The sequence below is a fragment of the Candidatus Kuenenia stuttgartiensis genome (genome assembly GCF_900232105.1).
Lineage (GTDB): Bacteria > Planctomycetota > Brocadiia > Brocadiales > Brocadiaceae > Kuenenia > Kuenenia stuttgartiensis_A.
On the sequence record NZ_LT934425.1, the window covers coordinates 4373423 to 4391911 of the forward strand.

23 protein-coding genes and 2 pseudogenes are annotated in these 18489 nt (G+C 41.0%); 13 read left to right on the forward strand and 12 right to left on the reverse strand.

The genetic code is table 11. The features are described from left to right. Nucleotides 1-537 precede the first annotated feature (537 nt). From KSMBR1_RS20325 to KSMBR1_RS20365, 9 genes are all read left to right on the forward strand, one after another. Nucleotides 538-1224, forward strand: coding sequence for an MIP/aquaporin family protein (locus KSMBR1_RS20325; RefSeq protein WP_099326894.1), 687 nt, complete (start codon nucleotides 538-540; stop codon nucleotides 1222-1224). 109 nt (nucleotides 1225-1333) lie between these two features. Continuing rightward, on the forward strand, nucleotides 1334-1981 hold the full coding sequence (locus KSMBR1_RS20330; protein WP_099326895.1) for an endonuclease III domain-containing protein: 648 nt from the start codon (nucleotides 1334-1336) through the stop codon (nucleotides 1979-1981). An 83-nt stretch (nucleotides 1982-2064) separates the two neighbouring features. Continuing rightward, the gene (lipA, locus tag KSMBR1_RS20335) at nucleotides 2065-2949 is read left to right on the forward strand and encodes a lipoyl synthase (protein ID WP_099326896.1); all 885 of its coding nucleotides are present in this window, start codon (nucleotides 2065-2067) and stop codon (nucleotides 2947-2949) included. A 208-nt stretch (nucleotides 2950-3157) separates the two neighbouring features. Further along, nucleotides 3158-3994: a bifunctional hydroxymethylpyrimidine kinase/phosphomethylpyrimidine kinase gene (gene thiD, locus KSMBR1_RS20340; protein ID WP_099326897.1), complete on the forward strand. Its 837-nt coding sequence runs from the start codon at nucleotides 3158-3160 to the stop codon at nucleotides 3992-3994. A 448-nt stretch (nucleotides 3995-4442) separates the two neighbouring features. Continuing rightward, the gene (locus KSMBR1_RS20345) at nucleotides 4443-5078 is read left to right on the forward strand and encodes an HNH endonuclease (RefSeq protein ID WP_099326898.1); all 636 of its coding nucleotides are present in this window, start codon (nucleotides 4443-4445) and stop codon (nucleotides 5076-5078) included. A 99-nt stretch (nucleotides 5079-5177) separates the two neighbouring features. Beyond that, nucleotides 5178-6233: a tetraacyldisaccharide 4'-kinase gene (gene lpxK, locus KSMBR1_RS20350; RefSeq protein ID WP_157820783.1), complete on the forward strand. Its 1056-nt coding sequence runs from the start codon at nucleotides 5178-5180 to the stop codon at nucleotides 6231-6233. Nucleotides 6234-6247: 14 nt separating this feature from the next. Next, a complete protein-coding gene (locus KSMBR1_RS20355) occupies nucleotides 6248-6418 on the forward strand; it encodes a 4Fe-4S binding protein (RefSeq protein ID WP_099326900.1) in 171 nt (56 codons plus the stop codon). Between the two features lie 171 nt (nucleotides 6419-6589). Beyond that, nucleotides 6590-7561 carry a GSU2086 family protein gene (locus KSMBR1_RS20360; RefSeq protein WP_099326901.1) on the forward strand — a complete coding sequence of 324 codons (972 nt, stop codon included), beginning with the start codon at nucleotides 6590-6592 and terminating at the stop codon, nucleotides 7559-7561. Continuing rightward, nucleotides 7554-8198, forward strand: a complete 645-nt coding sequence (locus KSMBR1_RS20365) for an endonuclease III domain-containing protein (protein WP_099326902.1) — start codon at nucleotides 7554-7556, stop codon at nucleotides 8196-8198. The genes KSMBR1_RS20360 and KSMBR1_RS20365 overlap by 8 nt, the downstream gene beginning before the upstream one ends. 136 nt (nucleotides 8199-8334) lie before the next feature. On the opposite strand, the gene KSMBR1_RS20370 is transcribed toward KSMBR1_RS20365, so the two are convergent. From KSMBR1_RS20370 to KSMBR1_RS20385, 4 genes are all read right to left on the reverse strand, one after another. Further along, on the reverse strand, nucleotides 8335-8604 hold the full coding sequence (locus KSMBR1_RS20370) for a DUF2283 domain-containing protein (protein ID WP_099326903.1): 270 nt from the start codon (nucleotides 8602-8604) through the stop codon (nucleotides 8335-8337). A gap of 1 nt (nucleotide 8605) precedes the next feature. Then, nucleotides 8606-8815: a hypothetical protein gene (locus KSMBR1_RS20375; RefSeq protein ID WP_157820789.1), complete on the reverse strand. Its 210-nt coding sequence runs from the start codon at nucleotides 8813-8815 to the stop codon at nucleotides 8606-8608. A gap of 245 nt (nucleotides 8816-9060) precedes the next feature. Next, nucleotides 9061-9750 carry a tetratricopeptide repeat protein gene (locus tag KSMBR1_RS20380; RefSeq protein ID WP_099326905.1) on the reverse strand — a complete coding sequence of 230 codons (690 nt, stop codon included), beginning with the start codon at nucleotides 9748-9750 and terminating at the stop codon, nucleotides 9061-9063. 69 nt (nucleotides 9751-9819) lie between these two features. After that, nucleotides 9820-10776, reverse strand: coding sequence for a hypothetical protein (locus KSMBR1_RS20385; protein WP_157820790.1), 957 nt, complete (start codon nucleotides 10774-10776; stop codon nucleotides 9820-9822). 158 nt (nucleotides 10777-10934) lie between these two features. Here KSMBR1_RS20385 and KSMBR1_RS22810 point away from each other — a divergent pair, with 158 nt between their 5' ends. Both KSMBR1_RS22810 and KSMBR1_RS21415 read left to right on the forward strand, forming a co-directional pair. Further along, nucleotides 10935-11066 carry a phage integrase N-terminal SAM-like domain-containing protein gene (locus tag KSMBR1_RS22810; protein ID WP_157820792.1) on the forward strand — a complete coding sequence of 44 codons (132 nt, stop codon included), beginning with the start codon at nucleotides 10935-10937 and terminating at the stop codon, nucleotides 11064-11066. Further along, a complete protein-coding gene (locus tag KSMBR1_RS21415) occupies nucleotides 11063-11299 on the forward strand; it encodes a phage integrase N-terminal SAM-like domain-containing protein (RefSeq protein ID WP_157820793.1) in 237 nt (78 codons plus the stop codon). The genes KSMBR1_RS22810 and KSMBR1_RS21415 overlap by 4 nt, the downstream gene beginning before the upstream one ends. 267 nt (nucleotides 11300-11566) lie before the next feature. Here KSMBR1_RS21415 and KSMBR1_RS20400 read toward each other — a convergent pair whose 3' ends face one another. The 3 genes from KSMBR1_RS20400 to KSMBR1_RS20410 form a co-directional block, all read right to left on the reverse strand. Further along, nucleotides 11567-11872 (reverse strand): HigA family addiction module antitoxin, encoded by a 306-nt coding sequence (locus KSMBR1_RS20400; protein WP_099326907.1) that lies wholly within the window; start codon nucleotides 11870-11872, stop codon nucleotides 11567-11569. A gap of 9 nt (nucleotides 11873-11881) precedes the next feature. Continuing rightward, on the reverse strand, nucleotides 11882-12163 hold the full coding sequence (locus tag KSMBR1_RS20405) for a type II toxin-antitoxin system RelE/ParE family toxin (RefSeq protein ID WP_099326908.1): 282 nt from the start codon (nucleotides 12161-12163) through the stop codon (nucleotides 11882-11884). A 116-nt stretch (nucleotides 12164-12279) separates the two neighbouring features. Then, nucleotides 12280-13095, reverse strand: a complete 816-nt coding sequence (locus tag KSMBR1_RS20410) for a hypothetical protein (RefSeq protein WP_157820795.1) — start codon at nucleotides 13093-13095, stop codon at nucleotides 12280-12282. Between the two features lie 256 nt (nucleotides 13096-13351). Here KSMBR1_RS20410 and KSMBR1_RS23860 point away from each other — a divergent pair, with 256 nt between their 5' ends. Beyond that, nucleotides 13352-13510, forward strand: a complete 159-nt coding sequence (locus KSMBR1_RS23860) for a phage integrase N-terminal SAM-like domain-containing protein (RefSeq protein WP_099326910.1) — start codon at nucleotides 13352-13354, stop codon at nucleotides 13508-13510. Continuing rightward, nucleotides 13437-13595, forward strand: a complete 159-nt coding sequence (locus tag KSMBR1_RS21715) for a hypothetical protein (RefSeq protein ID WP_169703313.1) — start codon at nucleotides 13437-13439, stop codon at nucleotides 13593-13595. Before KSMBR1_RS23860 ends, KSMBR1_RS21715 begins: the two co-directional genes overlap by 74 nt. 732 nt (nucleotides 13596-14327) lie before the next feature. On the opposite strand, the gene KSMBR1_RS20420 is transcribed toward KSMBR1_RS21715, so the two are convergent. The 5 genes and pseudogenes from KSMBR1_RS20420 to KSMBR1_RS20435 all read right to left on the reverse strand — a co-directional run bounded on the left by KSMBR1_RS20420 (nucleotide 14328) and on the right by KSMBR1_RS20435 (nucleotide 18465). After that, nucleotides 14328-14909, reverse strand: coding sequence for an HdeD family acid-resistance protein (locus tag KSMBR1_RS20420; protein WP_157820798.1), 582 nt, complete (start codon nucleotides 14907-14909; stop codon nucleotides 14328-14330). A 28-nt stretch (nucleotides 14910-14937) separates the two neighbouring features. Then, nucleotides 14938-15639: an AAA family ATPase gene (locus KSMBR1_RS22225; RefSeq protein WP_420886576.1), complete on the reverse strand. Its 702-nt coding sequence runs from the start codon at nucleotides 15637-15639 to the stop codon at nucleotides 14938-14940. Further along, nucleotides 15629-16319: pseudogene (locus KSMBR1_RS23865) on the reverse strand (hypothetical protein); the annotation flags it as partial. The pseudogene KSMBR1_RS23865 and the gene KSMBR1_RS22225, both read right to left, overlap by 11 nt. Before the next feature lie 10 nt (nucleotides 16320-16329). Continuing rightward, entirely contained in the window at nucleotides 16330-16692 is a 363-nt protein-coding gene (locus KSMBR1_RS20430; RefSeq protein WP_099326912.1) for a hypothetical protein, read from the reverse strand. Between the two features lie 436 nt (nucleotides 16693-17128). Then, a pseudogene (locus tag KSMBR1_RS20435) lies at nucleotides 17129-18465 on the reverse strand (IS1380-like element ISCku8 family transposase). Between the last annotated feature and the right edge of the window lie 24 nt (nucleotides 18466-18489).

The window sequence follows — 18489 nt, forward strand, 5'->3', positions numbered from 1 at the left end:
TAAGGTATCGTAACAGTGTAACAAAACTTATTCCATTCAGAACTAAAAACTCTTAATTGAAAACATATTTTATAAATACTTTAAATACAGTTAGTTATAAATTAAATAGAGAACATGTAGTTTGTTGCCGTTACAGGCTTAGATCAAATAAATGCAGTAAATATACTGCATTTACGGTATTTTATTACTGCATATGAGATGAGGGTCGAAAATGTAATTGCTCAATAAATTGTGGTGATGGAGCTATTGGTATCTTATCAGTAATTTCTTTTGAATTATCCTGTCAGGCAATGCCATGCCCTACCCGATTATCACCAACCACAACTTGTTGAGAAGTTACATTTTTTAGTCTATTTTTTCTTGACACCATTCTTTTATTGTGATAATTTGTCTCAAACTCATAACTTTTGAACAGTTAGGTATATTTTATTGACGAGGAAACCGGATACTGTAAAAGATTTATGAAATAATGGGAGAGAATGCCGATTGGTAAATATCCTTGCTAAATCTTGAAAATAACTTACAGGAGATAACTGAATGGATGCATACAAAAAGTATTTAGCCGAATTTGTTGGTACATTTGCATTGGTTTTCATTGCCGCTGGCGCTGTGTGCGCTGATTTTTATTTGAAGCAGTCTGGCGGGCAAGGTTTTGGGCTTCTGGGAATTTCAATTGCTTATGGTGTCGTGGTAATTGCCGTTATTTATGCCATGGGCTATGTGTCTGGTTCCCATATTAACCCTGCAGTAACAATATCTTTTTGGATCACGAAAAGAATGGAGCCTAACACTGCAATTATGTACATAATTTCTCAGATCGGCGGAGCTATTTTAGGCGGGTTTGCATTGCGAACTATTTTTCCTGACGCATTAAGTAGTATTCATCTAGGGACGAGCACACTAGCCGCAGGCGTCTCCATTGAAAGAGGCATACTGATGGAATTTATTATATCGTTCCTCCTGATCTTTACCATCTATGGGACACTCGTAGATAAAAGGGCTTCTGGGGGTTTTGCCGGACTAGCGGTTGGGTTGGTAGTATTGTTTGGCTCGCTGGTTGGCGGGACAATTAGTGGCGGGGCAATGAATCCTGTACGCGTTTTTGGCCCTGCGATTGCTTCTGGCCAATTTACTAATCATTACGTTTGGTGGATAGGCCCAATACTTGGCGGTATTGCGGCAGGCATTGTTTATGACAAGCTTTTCGCCGAACGTAAAAAATAACGTGCAGTTGACGAAAGAGGTTTAAATAAGAAATATATAAATAGGAAGACGGCAATAGGTAGCGCATTTACCTATTGCCGTTTTTTCATTGAATTGAAGGGTTGTGCATTTGTTTGATATCGACATAGTTCTCTCCAAAATAAAGCATAAAAACAAAGAGTTTGCCGAGCCTGCCGTTACAACTATTTCCAGGAAACGAACTCCTTTTCACGTATTGATATCCTGCCTTTTAAGTTTGCGGACAAAAGATCAAACCACCAGAGCAGCCTCAGAACGGCTCTTTGCGATTGCGGATAATCCCGAAGATATGAAAAAGATCCCTTCGCAAAAACTGGAAAAACTAATCTATCCGGTAGGTTTCTACCGGAGAAAAGCGGTCACTATTCAGGAAATTTGTGAAACACTTACAAAAGATTACGAAGGTAAAGTCCCCGATGAAATAGATGAGCTGTTGAAACTAAACGGCGTTGGACGAAAAACAGCAAATTTGGTAGTTTCCCTGGGATACAAAAAACCGGGGATTTGCGTTGACGTCCATGTGCATAGGATTACTAATCGTTGGGGCTACATAAAGACAAAAACTCCGGCAGAAACTGAATGTGCCCTCCGCAAAAAACTCCCCGCAAAATATTGGTTGTGTATCAATGATCTTCTCGTTACTTACGGTCAGAATATTTGTGTCCCAATTTCACCGAAATGCAGTCTTTGCCCGGTAAATAGTTATTGTAAAAAAGCAGGGGTAACACGGCACAGATGAATGCGATTTCATAAATAATGCGAAAAAAGGCGATATACATAAATAAGCATCTGCAATGACATTTTGATAGATTGGGAAACAATATGAGACCTCCTTGGATAAGGGCAAAATTCCCGTCAGGTAAAGGTTTCACGGAAATAAGGGAGATACTGCAGGAATATCGGTTGCAGACCGTGTGCGATGCGGCTTTGTGCCCCAATATCGGCGAATGCTACAATCAAAAAACGGCAACGTTTCTAATACTGGGCGGTGTATGTACCAGAAAATGCGGGTATTGTGCCGTTACAAAAGGAACCGCTGCGACACTGGATGAAGAAGAACCATATCGGGTCGCTACGGCTGTCAGGAAAATGGGATTAAAATATGTCGTTATCACATCAGTAACCAGGGATGATATCACAGACGGCGGTGCGGGCATCTTTGCACAAACGATTCAATGTGTTCGTGATTTTGTTAATGATTGCAAGGTGGAAGTATTGATTCCTGATTTTGGGGGTTCCGTTGATGCGTTATGGACGGTATTGGATGCAAGGCCTGATGTTTTAAATCATAATATAGAAACTGTTCGCCGTTTGTATCCAATAGTAAGACCTGGGGCTGATTATGAAAGATCACTGCAATTATTGCGTATTGCAAGTGAAGAGAGGCTGCTTATGCCAACAAAATCAGGGATCATGCTGGGATTGGGAGAACAATGGGATGAGATAACAGAGGTTCTACACGATATTAAAAATACCGGTTGTGAAATAATAACGTTGGGACAGTATCTTCGTCCAAATAAAAACGCCTTACCTGCTAAACGGTATTATACACCTATGGAGTTTGAAAGATTACAACGGGAAGGAGAAAAAATGGGTTTCCGTTGTGTTGAGTCCGGCCCCCTGGTAAGAAGCTCTTACCATGCAAAGGCACAATCAGAGAGTATTTTAGAAAAAAAACCAGAAATTATACAAAAAACCCATAATTAACTCCGAAGGGGTGATATAATTTTATCTTTCATGAAACACCGGACAGTGGCGATTATGTCATCCCTTCGGGATTAGGCGTGGTTTTACCGTGTTTTTCTATAATCATATTACCCCTTCGGGGTTCTCCTTTTTTCCCGGAATTTTTCAAAAAGCTAAAGTGTTACCTTTTTTTGTAACCGTTTAGCTTTTTGAAAAAACACCATGAAAAATGAATAAACAAGCAATTCCTTTATTTAAAGCGCTTACGATAGCCGGCTCCGATAGTATTGGCGGAGCGGGTATACAGGCGGACATGAAAACCATCGCGGCATTGGGAGGATATGCGGCCACTGCAATCACCGCGTTAACGGCACAAAACACGCTGGGAGTACATGCCGTCTATGAAATTCCTGCTTCCTTTGTTGCGCGGCAAATTGACGCAGTAGTATCCGATACTGGCGCCGACATCGTCAAAACAGGAATGTTGTACAGCAAGGATATCATTGAAACGGTTGCCTCCAGGCTCAAACATTATGCGCTTTCACCTGTTGTCGTCGATCCCGTCATGCTGTCAAAAAATGGAGCGGCACTATTGGCCGAAGATGCCATTCCGGCCTTGATCTCTCAATTGTTTCCCTTGGCTTTCATCGTTACGCCAAATATTCCGGAAGCCGCACATATTTCGGGCATAAAAATTCAAAATATCACAGATGCAGAAAAGGCTGCAAAATACATACACAAACTCGGCCCCGCAAACGTACTAATAAAAGGCGGCCATGCTCTGCATTCAAGTGATATAAAGAGCAGCAATACGGTAATTGATATTTTGTACACTGGAAAATCCTTTGCATATATTGAAGGCGAGTATCTCCCCGCAAAACATGTCCATGGTACCGGATGCGTCTATGCCTCCGCAATCGCAGCGTATCTTGCGAAAGGATGCGGCATCGCGGAAGCTGTTCGGCAGGCAAAAAAATTTGTCGTTCTGTGTATTAAAAAATCATTCTCTCCGGGCAGGGGATATGATGTTATGGAGCCGTTTAGTACCTTAGCGCCTTATCAGTAACTTCTTTGCACACTTCCATTCGTCAGTGCGTGTTTTTTGGCAAAATATTTAATGGTGAAATCCGGAATGCTAAATACTAAATCCGAAACAAATTCTAATGACAAAATAATTTGAACTTCTGAACAAATGCATCTTTCATATCTCGCATTTCATGCTTAATATTGTTGCCTGCCTCTGCGTTGTCGCATGCAGACAGGTATGTTTTGGATTTGTTTCGAATTTTATGTTTTGTCATTACAATTTGTTTCATATTTTGTACTTCGAGTTTAGTATTTTTTATACCTTACTTGTTTGGTTCTGGCTATGCCAGTTTAGGGCATTACAATTCCCTTGAATTAGCTTGTTTAGGCTGTTATACTTTTTAAAAGTGGCAAGCCTCTCCTGATTTACATCGCGATAAATATCTCTTTTAAATTCGTTGTTTGTAGGTAATTGAGGAAGCGATAGTATGCAACAAGCCGTTAGCCTGGAATCAAGCGTGCTCGTATTAAACAAGTTTTTCATGGCGCTCCATGTAATCTCTGCGAAACGGGCATTCACATTGCTATGTAAGCACATTGCTGAGGTTGTTTCCGTGGATGAGGGAAAATATAATTCCTATAATTTTGAAAGCTGGAGGGATGTTTCTTCGTACAAGGTCTCGCTCGGTTTAACAGACGACGACACTACGAGTTGGGTAAAAACTGTTTCCTTTTCCATTGAGGTGCCAAAGATTATCCGGCTCTTAACATACGACAAATTTCCTCAATCTTCTTTGAAATTTAACAGAAGGAATATTTTTGCCAGAGATGAAAATAAATGTCAATACTGCAGCAAACGTTTTCCGGTTTCAGAATTAAGTTTTGATCATGTTATACCAAGGGCGCATGACGGAAAAACCACGTGGGAAAACGTGGTATGTGCATGTACTGAATGCAACAAAAGAAAAGGCGGCAGGACTCCTGAACAGGCGGGAATGAAGTTGACCAGAATACCCGTAAAACCAAAACACAGCCCTGTATTGAGATTGAAACTCCGGTTTGAAAAATATGAATCGTGGAAACAATTTTTGGACGAAGCGTATTGGTCGGTTCCATTAAAATAGTCCCCCCCCTACCAAAGCCTTCATACAATAAACTATCGACACAGTAATTAATCCAGCTTTGCCTTGTCCACATCTTCAATAAAAAAATATTATTTGTGTTTGATAAGGAAAGAGCTTTCCGGCATACTGCCTGAGATTCTCCGGCAAATGCTCTATCTGTTATCGAAAATATACGGGTTTTCCATAAAAACTCGTATTTTTTTTTACAGAAAAGGCATTTTGAAAACATACCGGCTGCCCGTGCCAGTAATCAGCGTCGGAAATATTACTACAGGCGGAACGGGGAAAACCCCTGTTGTTGAATACCTGGCAAAATATGCTGGGAAAAAAGGCAAAAGGGTTATTATCATAAGCCGCGGATACGCGCCAATGATGCAACAGGGAAAAGATGCTGCAAGCAATGAAATGTGCAATGATGAACACCTCTTATTTAAAGAGAATATCCCCGGCATAATGAATATATTGGGAAAAGACCGGGTAAAAAGCGGCTGGGAAGCCATAAATCGCCGTCAGGCAGAGTGCTTGTTGCTGGATGATGGTTTTCAGCACCTACGGCTTTTACGGGATATGGACATTGTTCTTATTGATACACTGGAGCCTTTTGGATACGAATACACTTTGCCCCGTGGATTATTAAGAGAACCATTGGAAGGATTAAGAAGGTCAGATCTGTTTCTATTGACTCATACAGACCAAATTAGCCCTGAAAAAAAACAGACGGTAATCAACCGGCTCCGTGAAATTGCAAGAGATGTTCCCGTAATAGAATCAATCCACAAACCAGTGCGTCTGGTTTTAGCAGCCGATGAAAAATCGTTTGGTACTGAATGGTTGGCCGGAAAGAAGGTTTTTGCTTTCTGCGCAATCGGAAATCCGTTATCGTTCAGGAAAAGCCTTGAGAGTTTAGGAGCGATACTGGTTGGTTTCCATGAATTTCCAGACCATCACGCATATACTCCTTCGGATCTGCATATTTTAAACGGCGAAGCCAGATGCGCCTCTCCCGATGCAGTCGTCATTACGCAAAAAGACCGTGTAAAACTAGGAAAAGACCTTGCCCGCTGGACGTTACCGGTATTAACGCTGAAGATGGAGATTTGTATTACAAAAGGAAGTGAAATTTTGCATAAAAAGTTAGATGAGAAATTAAATTGAAAGGAAAAGAATAAATGGCTCATAGTATTAATGAAGAATGTATAAATTGTGCCGCATGTGAAAGCGAATGTCCGGTAGAGGCTATTTCTGAAGCAGGAGATGTGCGGGTAATTGATGAAAGTACCTGTACTGACTGCGGAAATTGCGTCAGCGTTTGTCCTGTAGACGCAATCATTGCCCCATAATCCAGGGGAACTTAAGGGAACCACAGATTTCACAGACTTCGTCGTGATCTCAGTCGAACGATTGCACAGATTAAAAACAGGGTGGCACGGACAAACAAGTTTGTCCGTACCACCCTGTACCTAAGTGTTACAATATTTCTTGTTTTGTCTCATTAATGCCAGGAACAATAGATGGAAAATCAGCATCATTGCGAAATCAGGAAATATACTCCTTTAGATCTTGGAAAGATTAGTACCTATTCAATAACAGAACGACAGAATCTTTCCAATATTCATCTTTTTGCCAAACCAACAGAACCCACTGACGGAATAAAGGCCTTTTTCGAATCTTTGCCAGAAATACTGGCTTCGGCAAATCTGCGCAAGGTTATTGATGCAATAGTCCTGGCGCGACAGAATAAGCGTCCGGTGGTAATGTCATTTGGGGCGCACGTAATCAAATGCGGTTTGTCACCGCTCATTATTGATTTGATGAAACGGAATATTATAACCGCCCTTGCAATGAATGGGGCTGCCGCTATTCACGATTACGAAATATCACTGATCGGCGCAACCTCGGAAGATGTGGCAGAAAGTCTGAGGGATGGAAGCTTTGGAATGACAAAAGAAACTCCTGAAGCATTTCAAATAGCCTCTTCAAGGGGAGCAACTGAGGGCATCGGATTGGGAAGGGCAATGGGAGAAAAGATTATTGCGGATAACAAAGCCTATACCGATCTGAGTTTATTGGCCTGGAGTGCGAAACTGGATATCCCGTCCACCGTACATGTTGCGTTCGGCACAGACACTATTTACATGCATCCTAACATTTCAGGCAAAGACATGGGCGAATCCAGTCATATTGATTTCAGGATACTTGCTTCAATAGTATCCGATTTGGAGGGTGGCGTCTGGCTCAACGTTGGGTCTGCTGTCATCATGCCGGAGGTGTTTCTTAAAGCGCTTACCATAGCAAGAAACGTGGGGAACAAAGTGGAAAATTTTGTAACGGTAAACATGGACATGATCCAGCACTACCGGCCGCAAACCAATGTATTAAAAAGGCCTACCCGTACCGGATACGCACTCACCGGACACCACGAAATCATGTTCCCCCTGCTCAGAATGGGCATTCTTTCAAGACTTGGCTCTGAAAATGAGTAAAAAAAATACCCTATTGAAAATATACCGCAAAATGTACGATTCTCTGGGACCTCAACAATGGTGGCCTGGAGAAACACCGTTTGAAATTATCATTGGCGCTATATTGACCCAGAATACCAATTGGTCAAATGTTGAAAAGGCTATCAATAATATAAAAAAAGTAAACAAACTTACCCCAAAGGGAATACATTCGCTAAGTTTGCCGGAACTGGCGGAACTGGTCAGGCCTTCAGGGTTTTTTAATGTCAAGGCAAAGCGTGTTAAAACATTTGTCAACTGGCTGTTTTCAAAATATGAGGGCAATCTCACCGCCATGTTTCATCAGGACTGCCGGACGCTTCGTGAAGAATTGCTTAGCATAAACGGCATTGGACCGGAAACGGCGGATTCGATTCTGCTTTACGCAGGCAATATGCCTACTTTTGTCATAGACGCCTATACGCACAGGATATTTTCGCGGCACGGCCTTGTTCCTGAAGAAAGCGCTTACGATGAAATGAAATCTTTTTTTGAAGACAACCTCCCCGAAGACACTAAATTATTCAATGAATACCATGCCCTGATCGTGAACATCGGAAAGTTGTTTTGCAAACCCAAAAGGGTGTGTGAACAGTGCCCTCTGCTTGAGTTTTTGTAACTATTCGGAGTAAACACTACGGTCTAACATGATAGCATCAGGCGCTTATCACATCACATCCTTTGTTGCCCAATGGCGCCCATCAGCCGCAACGCTTTTTGGCGTCGGCTGGATGGGATTGTTAGTCAATAATTCCTCACGCCGCGTGTAGCGGCGCCAACTCTTTATTGCTGATTCTCGACAACCCAAGCTTTACCAATACACAGTTAATATCATCAGCAGTTACATTGGATGGCGCCGTGATCTCAATACCTATAGGATTACCGCTTTCACCAAAATCAATAATTAGTCCCTGACCCGCCTTAGCAGTTTTACGGCTTTTCTCCCCTTGCTGACGTGGTAAATACAGATATGCAGCAAGTGGCTGACCGTGACGAAATGTTACTTCAAGATATGGCTCTTTCATTTCATTCCTCCCAAACTGGATATGCAGTAATGACTACGAGTAAATTCGAAGTACTATCTGGTTCAACAATAACTTCCCAGGGATGTTGCAAGTGATGTGTCGTAATAATCCAACGTCCTTCTATTATGTCCTGGTGATACGATTTCGCATGATGTAACATCTTTCTCAGATCAATCTCATTAAATTGACGATCAATCATACGTTTTAGCACATGTGGGCATAGCTCCAATTCCCAATCCCACCAATTTGGCCATTGATTTTTCTTCAAATTCAATCGTTCTTTAAAAATTTTGCAATTCTTTGAGTTTTCTCTCTTAGGCTAACGACCCAGCTCACTTGCCCGCCGGTCACGACCGATAACATGGCCGAAGTTAATAAAGGTGACTTTGTTCAGAGACCCGCCGATGTTCGCGGGTCAAGTGCAGCCGCTGGTTAGCGATTTTTATATGATTCTGTTCAGTCGTTTCCCATTTGCTTTTCTATGGAAGATAATGTTTTTTTGCTCTCTTCCATATCCGGATTGATTTCAATAGCTTTTTTCAGGTAATCAATTGCTTTACCTATATTTTGTTGGCGTAAAGCTGCAATACCTAAATTATGGAAGGCCCAAGCCTTATCTCTATTTGTCAGTTCAAGTTGAATAGATTTTAAAAGAAAACTTTCCCCTTCGGGCATATTCCCACGTTGAATATCAATTGTTCCCATTAGGAAATATGCCAAGCCGAAGTCAGGGATTTTTTTCATGAGACCCTCTGCTATTGCATAAGCTTCATCATATTTACCATCGTTAAAAAGGTTTCTCACGTTGCCAGCCGCCTCACTATATTCTGATAAATAAGAAACACCTTTACTTGCCGCAATCCTACCATCCGGAAGCAGTTTCGGTGAAGTAAGGCTAAGTTTGCCGACCTCAGCCTTTAACTCTTCAATTTTTTGATCTTTTTCTGTTACAGTCTTTTGATATTGATCAATTTTAACAAGAAGATCGTCATTGCTTTTAACAAGACCGTCGATCCTGGCATTCTTTTTCCCAATACTTTCCTGCAGTTGGGCCACATCAGCCTTAATACTAATATTTTGACCGACATAAGTAAGGATCGTGCCAACAGCTATAAATATGATCCCTATTATTGTTATCAAATGCATGGATTTACCTCGCTAGCGTTTAAATCAGAGGCGCGGCTTTTTGCGTCCCCTGCATTTTTTTGTTGGGCGCTAACTCCACCAAATCAAATCAGATGTTGAGTATTCTGCCCCCATTTCTTTACTTGGTGTATATGCCTGTAGGCACTCAAGTAGAGACTTTGAAACACCATTGCCATATGGGTTTGATATAAAAACTTTGGGAGGATATTCACCGTCCCGTCCATAATCTAAAGGTCTGTCACCTGCAGCCCTCATTAATTGGTGCAAATGTCTAATTAACACAACCCCATCTACATTTGGAAATGTATTTTTATCTGGGTCAAAGGAGTTTGGAGTAAAAAGACCACTCTTCTCGTGGAGTAAAGCAGAAATGGGTTCGTAAATAAAATCATCCCAGACAACGACAAGGACTCCACTGAACTCAGGATTTTCTTCTTTGAAAGGCCTAAACTTACTCTCTGCACTTATAAGAAAATCCTTCAAAGGATTATCGCGAGGGTAAGTAATTCCTTTTTCGGCATCTGGTAACTGCTCAATTTCATCATTTGTGAAATTTCGAGCAGAGAGCTGGGTCGGGTTGCTTTGTAGAATTTTGATATGCGAAAGCAAGGACGGTGCTTTAACTTCAATACCAAATGTTTTGCTTCCTCCTTCAATGTTCAACTCTGGTTTTTTTTTACTTGTTTGGGTTGTTGGTTCCCACTGAAAAATTGCTTCAAACGGCCACTCGTATGTTAATAATTTATGGATAACATGAAGTTCTGAAATTCTTTGTAATAACTGTTCGTAGTGTGACTCATATTTTTCTCGCCCAGAAATGGATGCTATTGCATCAATAAATCCCTTAGCAAAACCGGGTAGTTTTTTATTACAGTCTATACATGCATTGACAATTGATTGTGCAAATGGATGATCAGAACCCCTACGGCGATAATCAAAATGATATGCGTAGTAGTGCCAATTCGAAAAAATTTTTGATTCGAATATGTGTTGATACAAATCATCTTCGGTAAGGGTGTCTTTCATTGTTTGGTCCATTTATTTGTATTTAAAACGCCCAACCATTGATTATCACAATCAATTGCCCTGATAACTTGATAAAAGTACTATTATCAGGTAAAATTATTATGTAAAAAATTACCTTATAATTTTACTTCATAGACAATATAGCTTAGGAGAAAAAGATGTCAATCAAAAAAGAGAAAAGGTTGCTCGATGAAGTGAAAGATATAATGAGGCTTAAGCATTATTCCATCCATACAGAACGATCATACTGTGATTGGATTAAACGATATATTCAAAATACCACCGAATGACCAGTAGAGAGGATTTAAAGGACAGTGAAGAAAAAATAGAGCAATTTTTGATCCACCTTGCCGTGAAATCTGGCGTTGCCCCTTCTACCCAGAACCAGGCTATGAACGCACTTGTATTTTTGTACAAGAAAGTTTTAAAAGTATCATTAAAAGAAGAGATTAATGCTATACGTGCACAGAAGAAGATGAATATTCCAGTAGTCAAACCGATGGAGTCAAACCTTATCTATTGACAAAAGAGTCGATAGCATAATCGCTCCGGATAGCTCTGTGAGGGACGATAGAAGGCAATTCTTGTTGAAAAGGATTCCTGTCTTTTAGGGCTTTCGCGTTATATCCACTTAAACCCTGTTAAGATTACTATGAAAAAGTGTTAAGGAATGTCAAGCCTGACAAAACAGAGCCATCAAAATCTTAAATGTATGATCGTTTTGGTGGAAAACACTTTATTGTCAATAGGTTAGGTTTGACCCCGCGAATTCCTCAGACCACCGCAATGTTCACATTGCAGAAGTGTAAACATGCACCTCTTCATCAAGGCGATTCTTTAATCTATCTTTTTCTATTTCAAGATCATATCTTGCTTGAAGATTTATCCAAAACCTTTCTGAAAGACCAAAAAACCTTGATAGTCTTAAAGCTGTATCTGGAGTTACAGAACGTTTGCCCTGAACAATCTCATTTATTCTGCGTGCAGGTACATTAATATCTTTAGCCAGCCGGTACTGACTAATACCCATGGGTTTGAGAAATTCTTCCATCAGAATTTCACCTGGATGAATTGGATCTAATATCTTTTTTGCCATCGTTACCTCCTAATGATAATCTACTATTTCAACGTTGTAAGCATCTCCTCCACGCCATTCAAAACATATACGCCATTGATCATTAATACGGATACTATATTGCCCATTCCTATCTTTCGATAGTTTTTCAAGATGATTATTCGGTGGTATACGTAAATCCATCAGGATTTCAGCACCTTCAAGTATTTCAAGTTTTCTTCGGGCAGTTTTTTGTATATCCCGTGGAAGTTTGAGTGATATTCGACGATTGAATATTTTCTCTGTTTCTTTGCAAGCAAAGTTTTTTATCATTTATAAGATAGTATTGCATCTCGTTAATAATGTCAAACGTTATTATCACTTCTTTAACATAACGGGAAGTTCGGCGGCGCGGGTCAACGCGTCCGCGGTAACGCTTGGTTATAACTTTAATATCTCATTTTTAAATATTCAGTTACTTGAAATTTCTTCATATATGGTTTTGACCTTATGTCATTCATTAATTCCCAATAACAATGTTTAGCAAAATCACCCTTTATTTCGTCTGGATATGTGTAGTGATACCTTTTAATATCTTTGCTTGGTTCATAAACTATGGGGCGGTGGAATTCTGGTTGAAGATACTCATAGATACCCCACCTTATATTATTGAGAAACTCAGCTATCGCACTGCTATGATAAGAAAAGATATCATCATGAAACCATTGATAAAATTCTTCAATAATAACCAGCGCGTTATCATCGCTTAAAGTAATTCCGTTTCTATTGAATATTGTTTGTAACTCTTTTACTACCCCCGAAAGGCGGCTGAAATTATGTTTTGAGATATTTCCACAAATTTTAATAAACTCGACTCTTTTTATAGATAAATTGGTTTCTAATTCTATTGAAGGGAGCCATATTTTTTCCACAACAACTTCTATTGAAAGCCATTGCCTAAAATCGCTGACACAATTTTTAAGGTTTTCGATTGAGTTGTTTTGTTCAAATTTGGGTGAATCACAAACTGATTGGAGAGCACTAAGATAAGTTGATTGTTCACCTAATACCTTTTTATCAGAACACGAGAGGAAATCGACAAGAATGATATTGAAAAATTTTTTATGGGTCCTTGACGAAAATTGAAATTGAGAATAAGGATCATTTCCTATCACGTTCCCTATTTCAAAATTAACCATTTCATCAATAAGCTCTTTGACAGCCTTAATAATAATCACTTCGCGTTCAGTATCGGTAAATTTCATTTCCATATGTTATAACATGAATTAGCCGTACTAATAGCCGTCTTATAAGACGGCTATTAGTACGGCTAATATTTTCACCGGTGACTTATTATACGGCTATTCGGGCATATAATAACGTTCACGAATATTTTGCCGGTAATATATCTTAAATTATCTAAATACTGCAATATTTTTTTTCAAAGTAAAAATTACCTCTAAGTCTAAACCTACATTACTTGATGAGGTGCATGATGCAAACCGGGTAAAGCGCTATAGCATGGGAACAGAAAAGAGGTGTGTTAACGGGATTAAACGCTTTATCATTTTTCATGGAAAGCGGCATCCGTTACACATAGGAGAACATGGAGTCAGTAGATTTCTTTCTCGTCTTGCAATTAAGAAACAAGTGTCTGCTTTCACACAGAATCAGGCATGAAGCGTCATTGTATTTCTTTATCAGGAAGCGCTTAAACAAGAACGCGGATAAGCTCTATTGTCTTGATACCGCTTCTGCAACATAGAGTTTTCTTGATATGATAACCTAAAAATAAGTCTCTTTTGTAGTACGAGTCAGGGAGAATGACTCCTTTGAGATAATCAAAAGAACATACACTAAGGATCTAAAACATCAACAGTGGTTTATGGAATTATATAACCATTACCCTCTCGGGGGAGAGATACGTTTTCATTTTTCAACACAACTTCACACTATTTATCCCTCCCACTTTTTTCTGATACCACAAAAGGAGGCATTGGAATGTTTTTGATAACATCCGGCGATTCCCAATCATGTAACAAACTATCAAACATACACCTATTCTCGCCTCGAACATAATAAACACCTGGCGGCAAATAGCACCCTTTATCCATACACATCAGGTGCCTCCTTTCCGGAAAAAAGTGGTAAAAAGTAATGTGTTTCAATACCGGGCAAAAAACGCGCAGACGCGGGTACACTGGTACAGAACAAGAAATGTTACGCTGTCTGCGCAAAAAAAGTCGGTAAAAGTTTGCCAGTGTACCTGGGTATCTTCTCTAAGAAACAATTCGATAAAGTAATTTGTTCTAATTCATAAAATTTTTTTAGAATTAACGAAAGCTAAATTTCCATCGCCATTCATTGTGAACAATTATAAGAATTCTCACGCCACCTTCTGTTATCCTATTTTTCTTTTTCTGACAATACTAATTCAAAAACAATGTAATGCAAGATGAATAGTTGTCAAAATTCAAGTTTTTTTAACACGATACCTTTAGAAATTTATTTTGGTTTTGGAAACCAGAATTAAAATGGACATGCCATAAGCGCACAAATTAATGGCCAAGACCAAGGCCATGTAAAGCATTCCTGCCAGCGGGAAAAAAACAAAAACTAAAACACCCATGATCAGAGTAACAATCCCGGCGATCAGCATCCAACCCCAGCGTGGAGAAGGGCGGAATGCAAAGGCCATAACGATTTCAAGCGAACCTTCCAAAAGGAGAAATACACCGATCAGGATACTGAGTCCCATAAGCCCTGCGGCAGGAAAAAGCAGCATTATTCCTCCCGCGATGACAGAGAGGATACCGGATAACAGCAATAGCCAACGCTCACGCCGTTTAAAAAACGCAAAGACCTGAAAACCACCGCTCAACACCAACAAAATACCGACCAGAATATTGATGCCAAGCGCTGTCGCAAAAGGCAAAAACGCCGCTAATAATCCGGAGAGTAAAAAAACAATGCCTTCAAAGATATACCAACCCCGCTGTTTTGAGATTTCTTCCTTACGCCTTTGTTTCAAGGCTCCAAGGTCAATTTCTTCTTGTTTAAATTCGTAGAATACAAACATGTTTATCTCCTTTCTGTATTGATAGAGGTTATCTCCTGAAACGGATTTCTTTTTCCCCTTGGATTTCTTCGCTGTTTTCTTGCCGGGTTTGCTTTTTTTCCATGACAACCTCTTTCTTTTTCTTGTCATAGGAGATAACAACGAAATCACCGGGCTTAAAACTTTGCCCCAGCATCTTTTCCGCCAGACCTGCTTCGACTTCTGAGCAAATGTAGCGCTTCAGCTCACGCGCACCAAATTCAGGTTTAAATCCGATATCAGACAGATAATCGATCAGGCTATCATTAAAGTCCAGCGTGATCTCCTGAGCATGGGCAAGGCGTTTAACCCGTTCCATCTGCAGGGCTATAATATCTCGAATCTGCTCTTTGCAGAGAGAGTGGAAGACAATGATCTCATCAATCCGGTTGAGAAATTCCGGACGGAACCGATGTAGCAGCTCATCCATCAATCTTGATTTCAGATCATCATAGGAAAGCTGCTCCTTTTCTTCTTTTCGGGAATTTTCCTGAATGAGATGAGAACCGATATTACTTGTGGCGATAATAATCGTATTGGAAAAATCAACCATGCGTCCTTTTCCATCCGTTAAACGTCCGTCATCAAAGACCTGCAACAGGATGTTGCAAACATCAGGGTGCGCTTTTTCAATCTCATCCAATAGCACTACAAAATAAGGGCGTCTGCGCACACGCTCGGTGAGTTGTCCCCCCTTCTTCATAACCAACATAGCCTGGAGGGGAACCTATCATACGCGCCACGGCATGTTTTTCCATGTATTCAGACATATCAATACGCACCATGGCATCTTCATCGCCGAATACCATTTCAGCCAATGCCTTGGCAAGCTCAGTCTTACCGACACCCGTCGGACCCAAAAACAAGAAGCTGGCAATTGGTTTACTGACTTCACATAAATCGGCGCGAGACAGGCGCACGGCAAGGCTCACAGCTTTGACAGCCTCTTCCTGGCCGATGACACGCTCATGGAGTTTTTCTTCCATTCTCAGGAGTTTTTCCCGTTCTTCTGCCGTGAGATCACTGACCGGGATACCGGTCAAAGAGGATACGATTTCAGCAATATTCTGCATTGTAACAACCGGCGTTTCGCTGCTGCGGTTTGCTTGACATTCCTTATCCTGTTCATCGACATGCTTTTTTTTGACTTCAATATTGGCATGTATTCTTTGGCCTTCTCATAATCCTTTCGTGTATTTGCGGACTTTTCCTCTCGTTCCAGGGCCTTGACTTCATTTTGCATCTTCAGAATTTCTGATGGGCGAGAAGTTGCGCGAATACGCACACAGGAAGCGGCCTGATCAAAAGGTCTATCGCCTTATCCGGCAGATAGCGATTTGTCACGTAACAATCGGACAATTCAGCCGCCGCTGCAATCGCCTCATCTGAAAGACTGACCTTCTCATGCGCTTTTTCGCGCAGCTTTTTGCAAAATATCCTTGGCATCGTCACTCAGGTAATTGTCCAGGTCTACAGACTCGCGGTCACCAAGATTTTGGTGTGCACGGTGGGAGATATCCGATGGCTCATGACCAATAACACTGTCGAAAGGATCTCGGCCACCAAAAAAAGTATCAAAAAGTGAACCGCCAAACATGGATTCAAGTGGTGAACGGAAACCACAGCCGCTGCGGCCACCCGCTCGATGCAGCAATTTCTGATAATGGTCATCGCAGAGCTCTCTGGTTTTACGAAGGCCGTTTTCAATAACTTTTGCACGATAGGCGGCTGGTGCACTGCAAACATCAAATCTTCCGTTGCCCATAATATTAATCCTTTCTTTGTGTAGTATTAGAATTATCGGTCGAGTAGACGGCTTGAGTACGCCAGCCGTCTACTCGATCGAATTATCACATGTGCCGTTTACTCTTCTAACATATGTGGAATAATTTATTTGTCTTTTTGCCTTCTTTTGAAATATAAATATTTAACAAGCGATCATGTTTTTCAACCTTTATCTTAATCGGGATCGACATGTTCAGGTAATCTCATTGTACTTGTAAAAAACTGTGTAGCATCTTTAAACATACTATCAAGCGAACGCCGGTGCAAGTAAGGCATGTGCCCACCATGATATACTTTGAATTATACCTAAATCCTGCAAACGATTTTCGCAATGCGAAAAAGGGATGTACTGTCTCCATCTGCGGTATACTTACCACTCTCAAAAGACTAAAAAAACGAAATACAACGTCGGTTTTCTACTGAAAAACTACATCCAGTGACATGCGTTCCCACTTTTCCCATTCCTCCTGATGGAGAAATTTCTCCGGCAATTTTAATGTCATCTGCCGGCTTCTCTCCACCAGTTTCCCTGCCACACGGATTAACCACAGTCTCATCGTCTTTACTTCCCACTGTTGTATCACTCCACCACTGAGCAATCCCATCCACTTCAAAAGATTATACGCTAACACCGCACACTGAAATAGCGCAGCATTGGCCAAAAATTCACCCGTACGTATGTGCCCCGCATTCATCTGTCCTTTACTCTCTTCTATCAAAGTCTCGCAGGTAGCCCTCTTTCCATAACAACGATGCGCTTCCATCGGACTTAACCGCTCCGTTGTAACGTAACAAAAATACTCATACACGGACACTTCTACTAATTTCTTTTCTCTTTTGACCAATTGCCGCACTGCCACAAAACGTCTCGCACGATCCCACCCTGCACATCGATACCAAAATTCAGCCTGTTCCCATCCTGGCTCCCCTTTCACCTCATTCCATTTCTGCCCTTCAAGCAATCCTTCCAGATTCTTCAGCTTTACCTTAATCAGATATCCCGCCAATATTGACTCAAGGTATTCAAGTAATTCTCCGGTAAAAAAACCGCTGTCTCCCCGAAATACCACCCTTACCCCCTTATTCATGTACGCCATACATTCCTTCATGAACTCTACTACTCCGTTACTCGTGTAGGCGCTTCCACAGCGGAACCAACTATGTAATACCTCCTTTGTTTCTGCAATAAATGCCATTAAGGGATGATACGCCTTCTGCCCCTTCTTGTGCGGATTATATCCTACCTCTGCACCCTCCTGTTTCCCATATACACCATCTACGGTAGAATCAACATCTATCCATACTTCGCAAAGAGCACTCCTGAGTTTATGGCCTGATCTCACCGCACGCTTCCATATCTTTCCCCTAAACCGGTGGATCACCCCCGTCAGTTCCACTATATCTCCCTGACTCGCCAGCTTCATAATACGTCCTATCGTAGTATCTACAGGTACCTCTTTCCAACCGGACATCTTCTTCAATACCTCATCTGTACACACCTTCATCACCTCTACCATCGATGTCGCCCCTGCTATCAACCCTATCACTACCATTTGTACCGCATCGACAAACTGATACCGGGCATTTGCTCCACGATCCTTATGGACCGCTTCATGGACTCTCTCCCGGAACATCAGCTTACCCATAAATTCAATACCGGTAAAAGCCCTGCATGTACCGTTAAGCCTTTCCCGCTCATCTCTGCCTTGATTTTCGGTTGTCTTTTGCTGTATTTTTTTGCTATATTCTTCATCGAAATGGTGAATCTCCTTTCAGG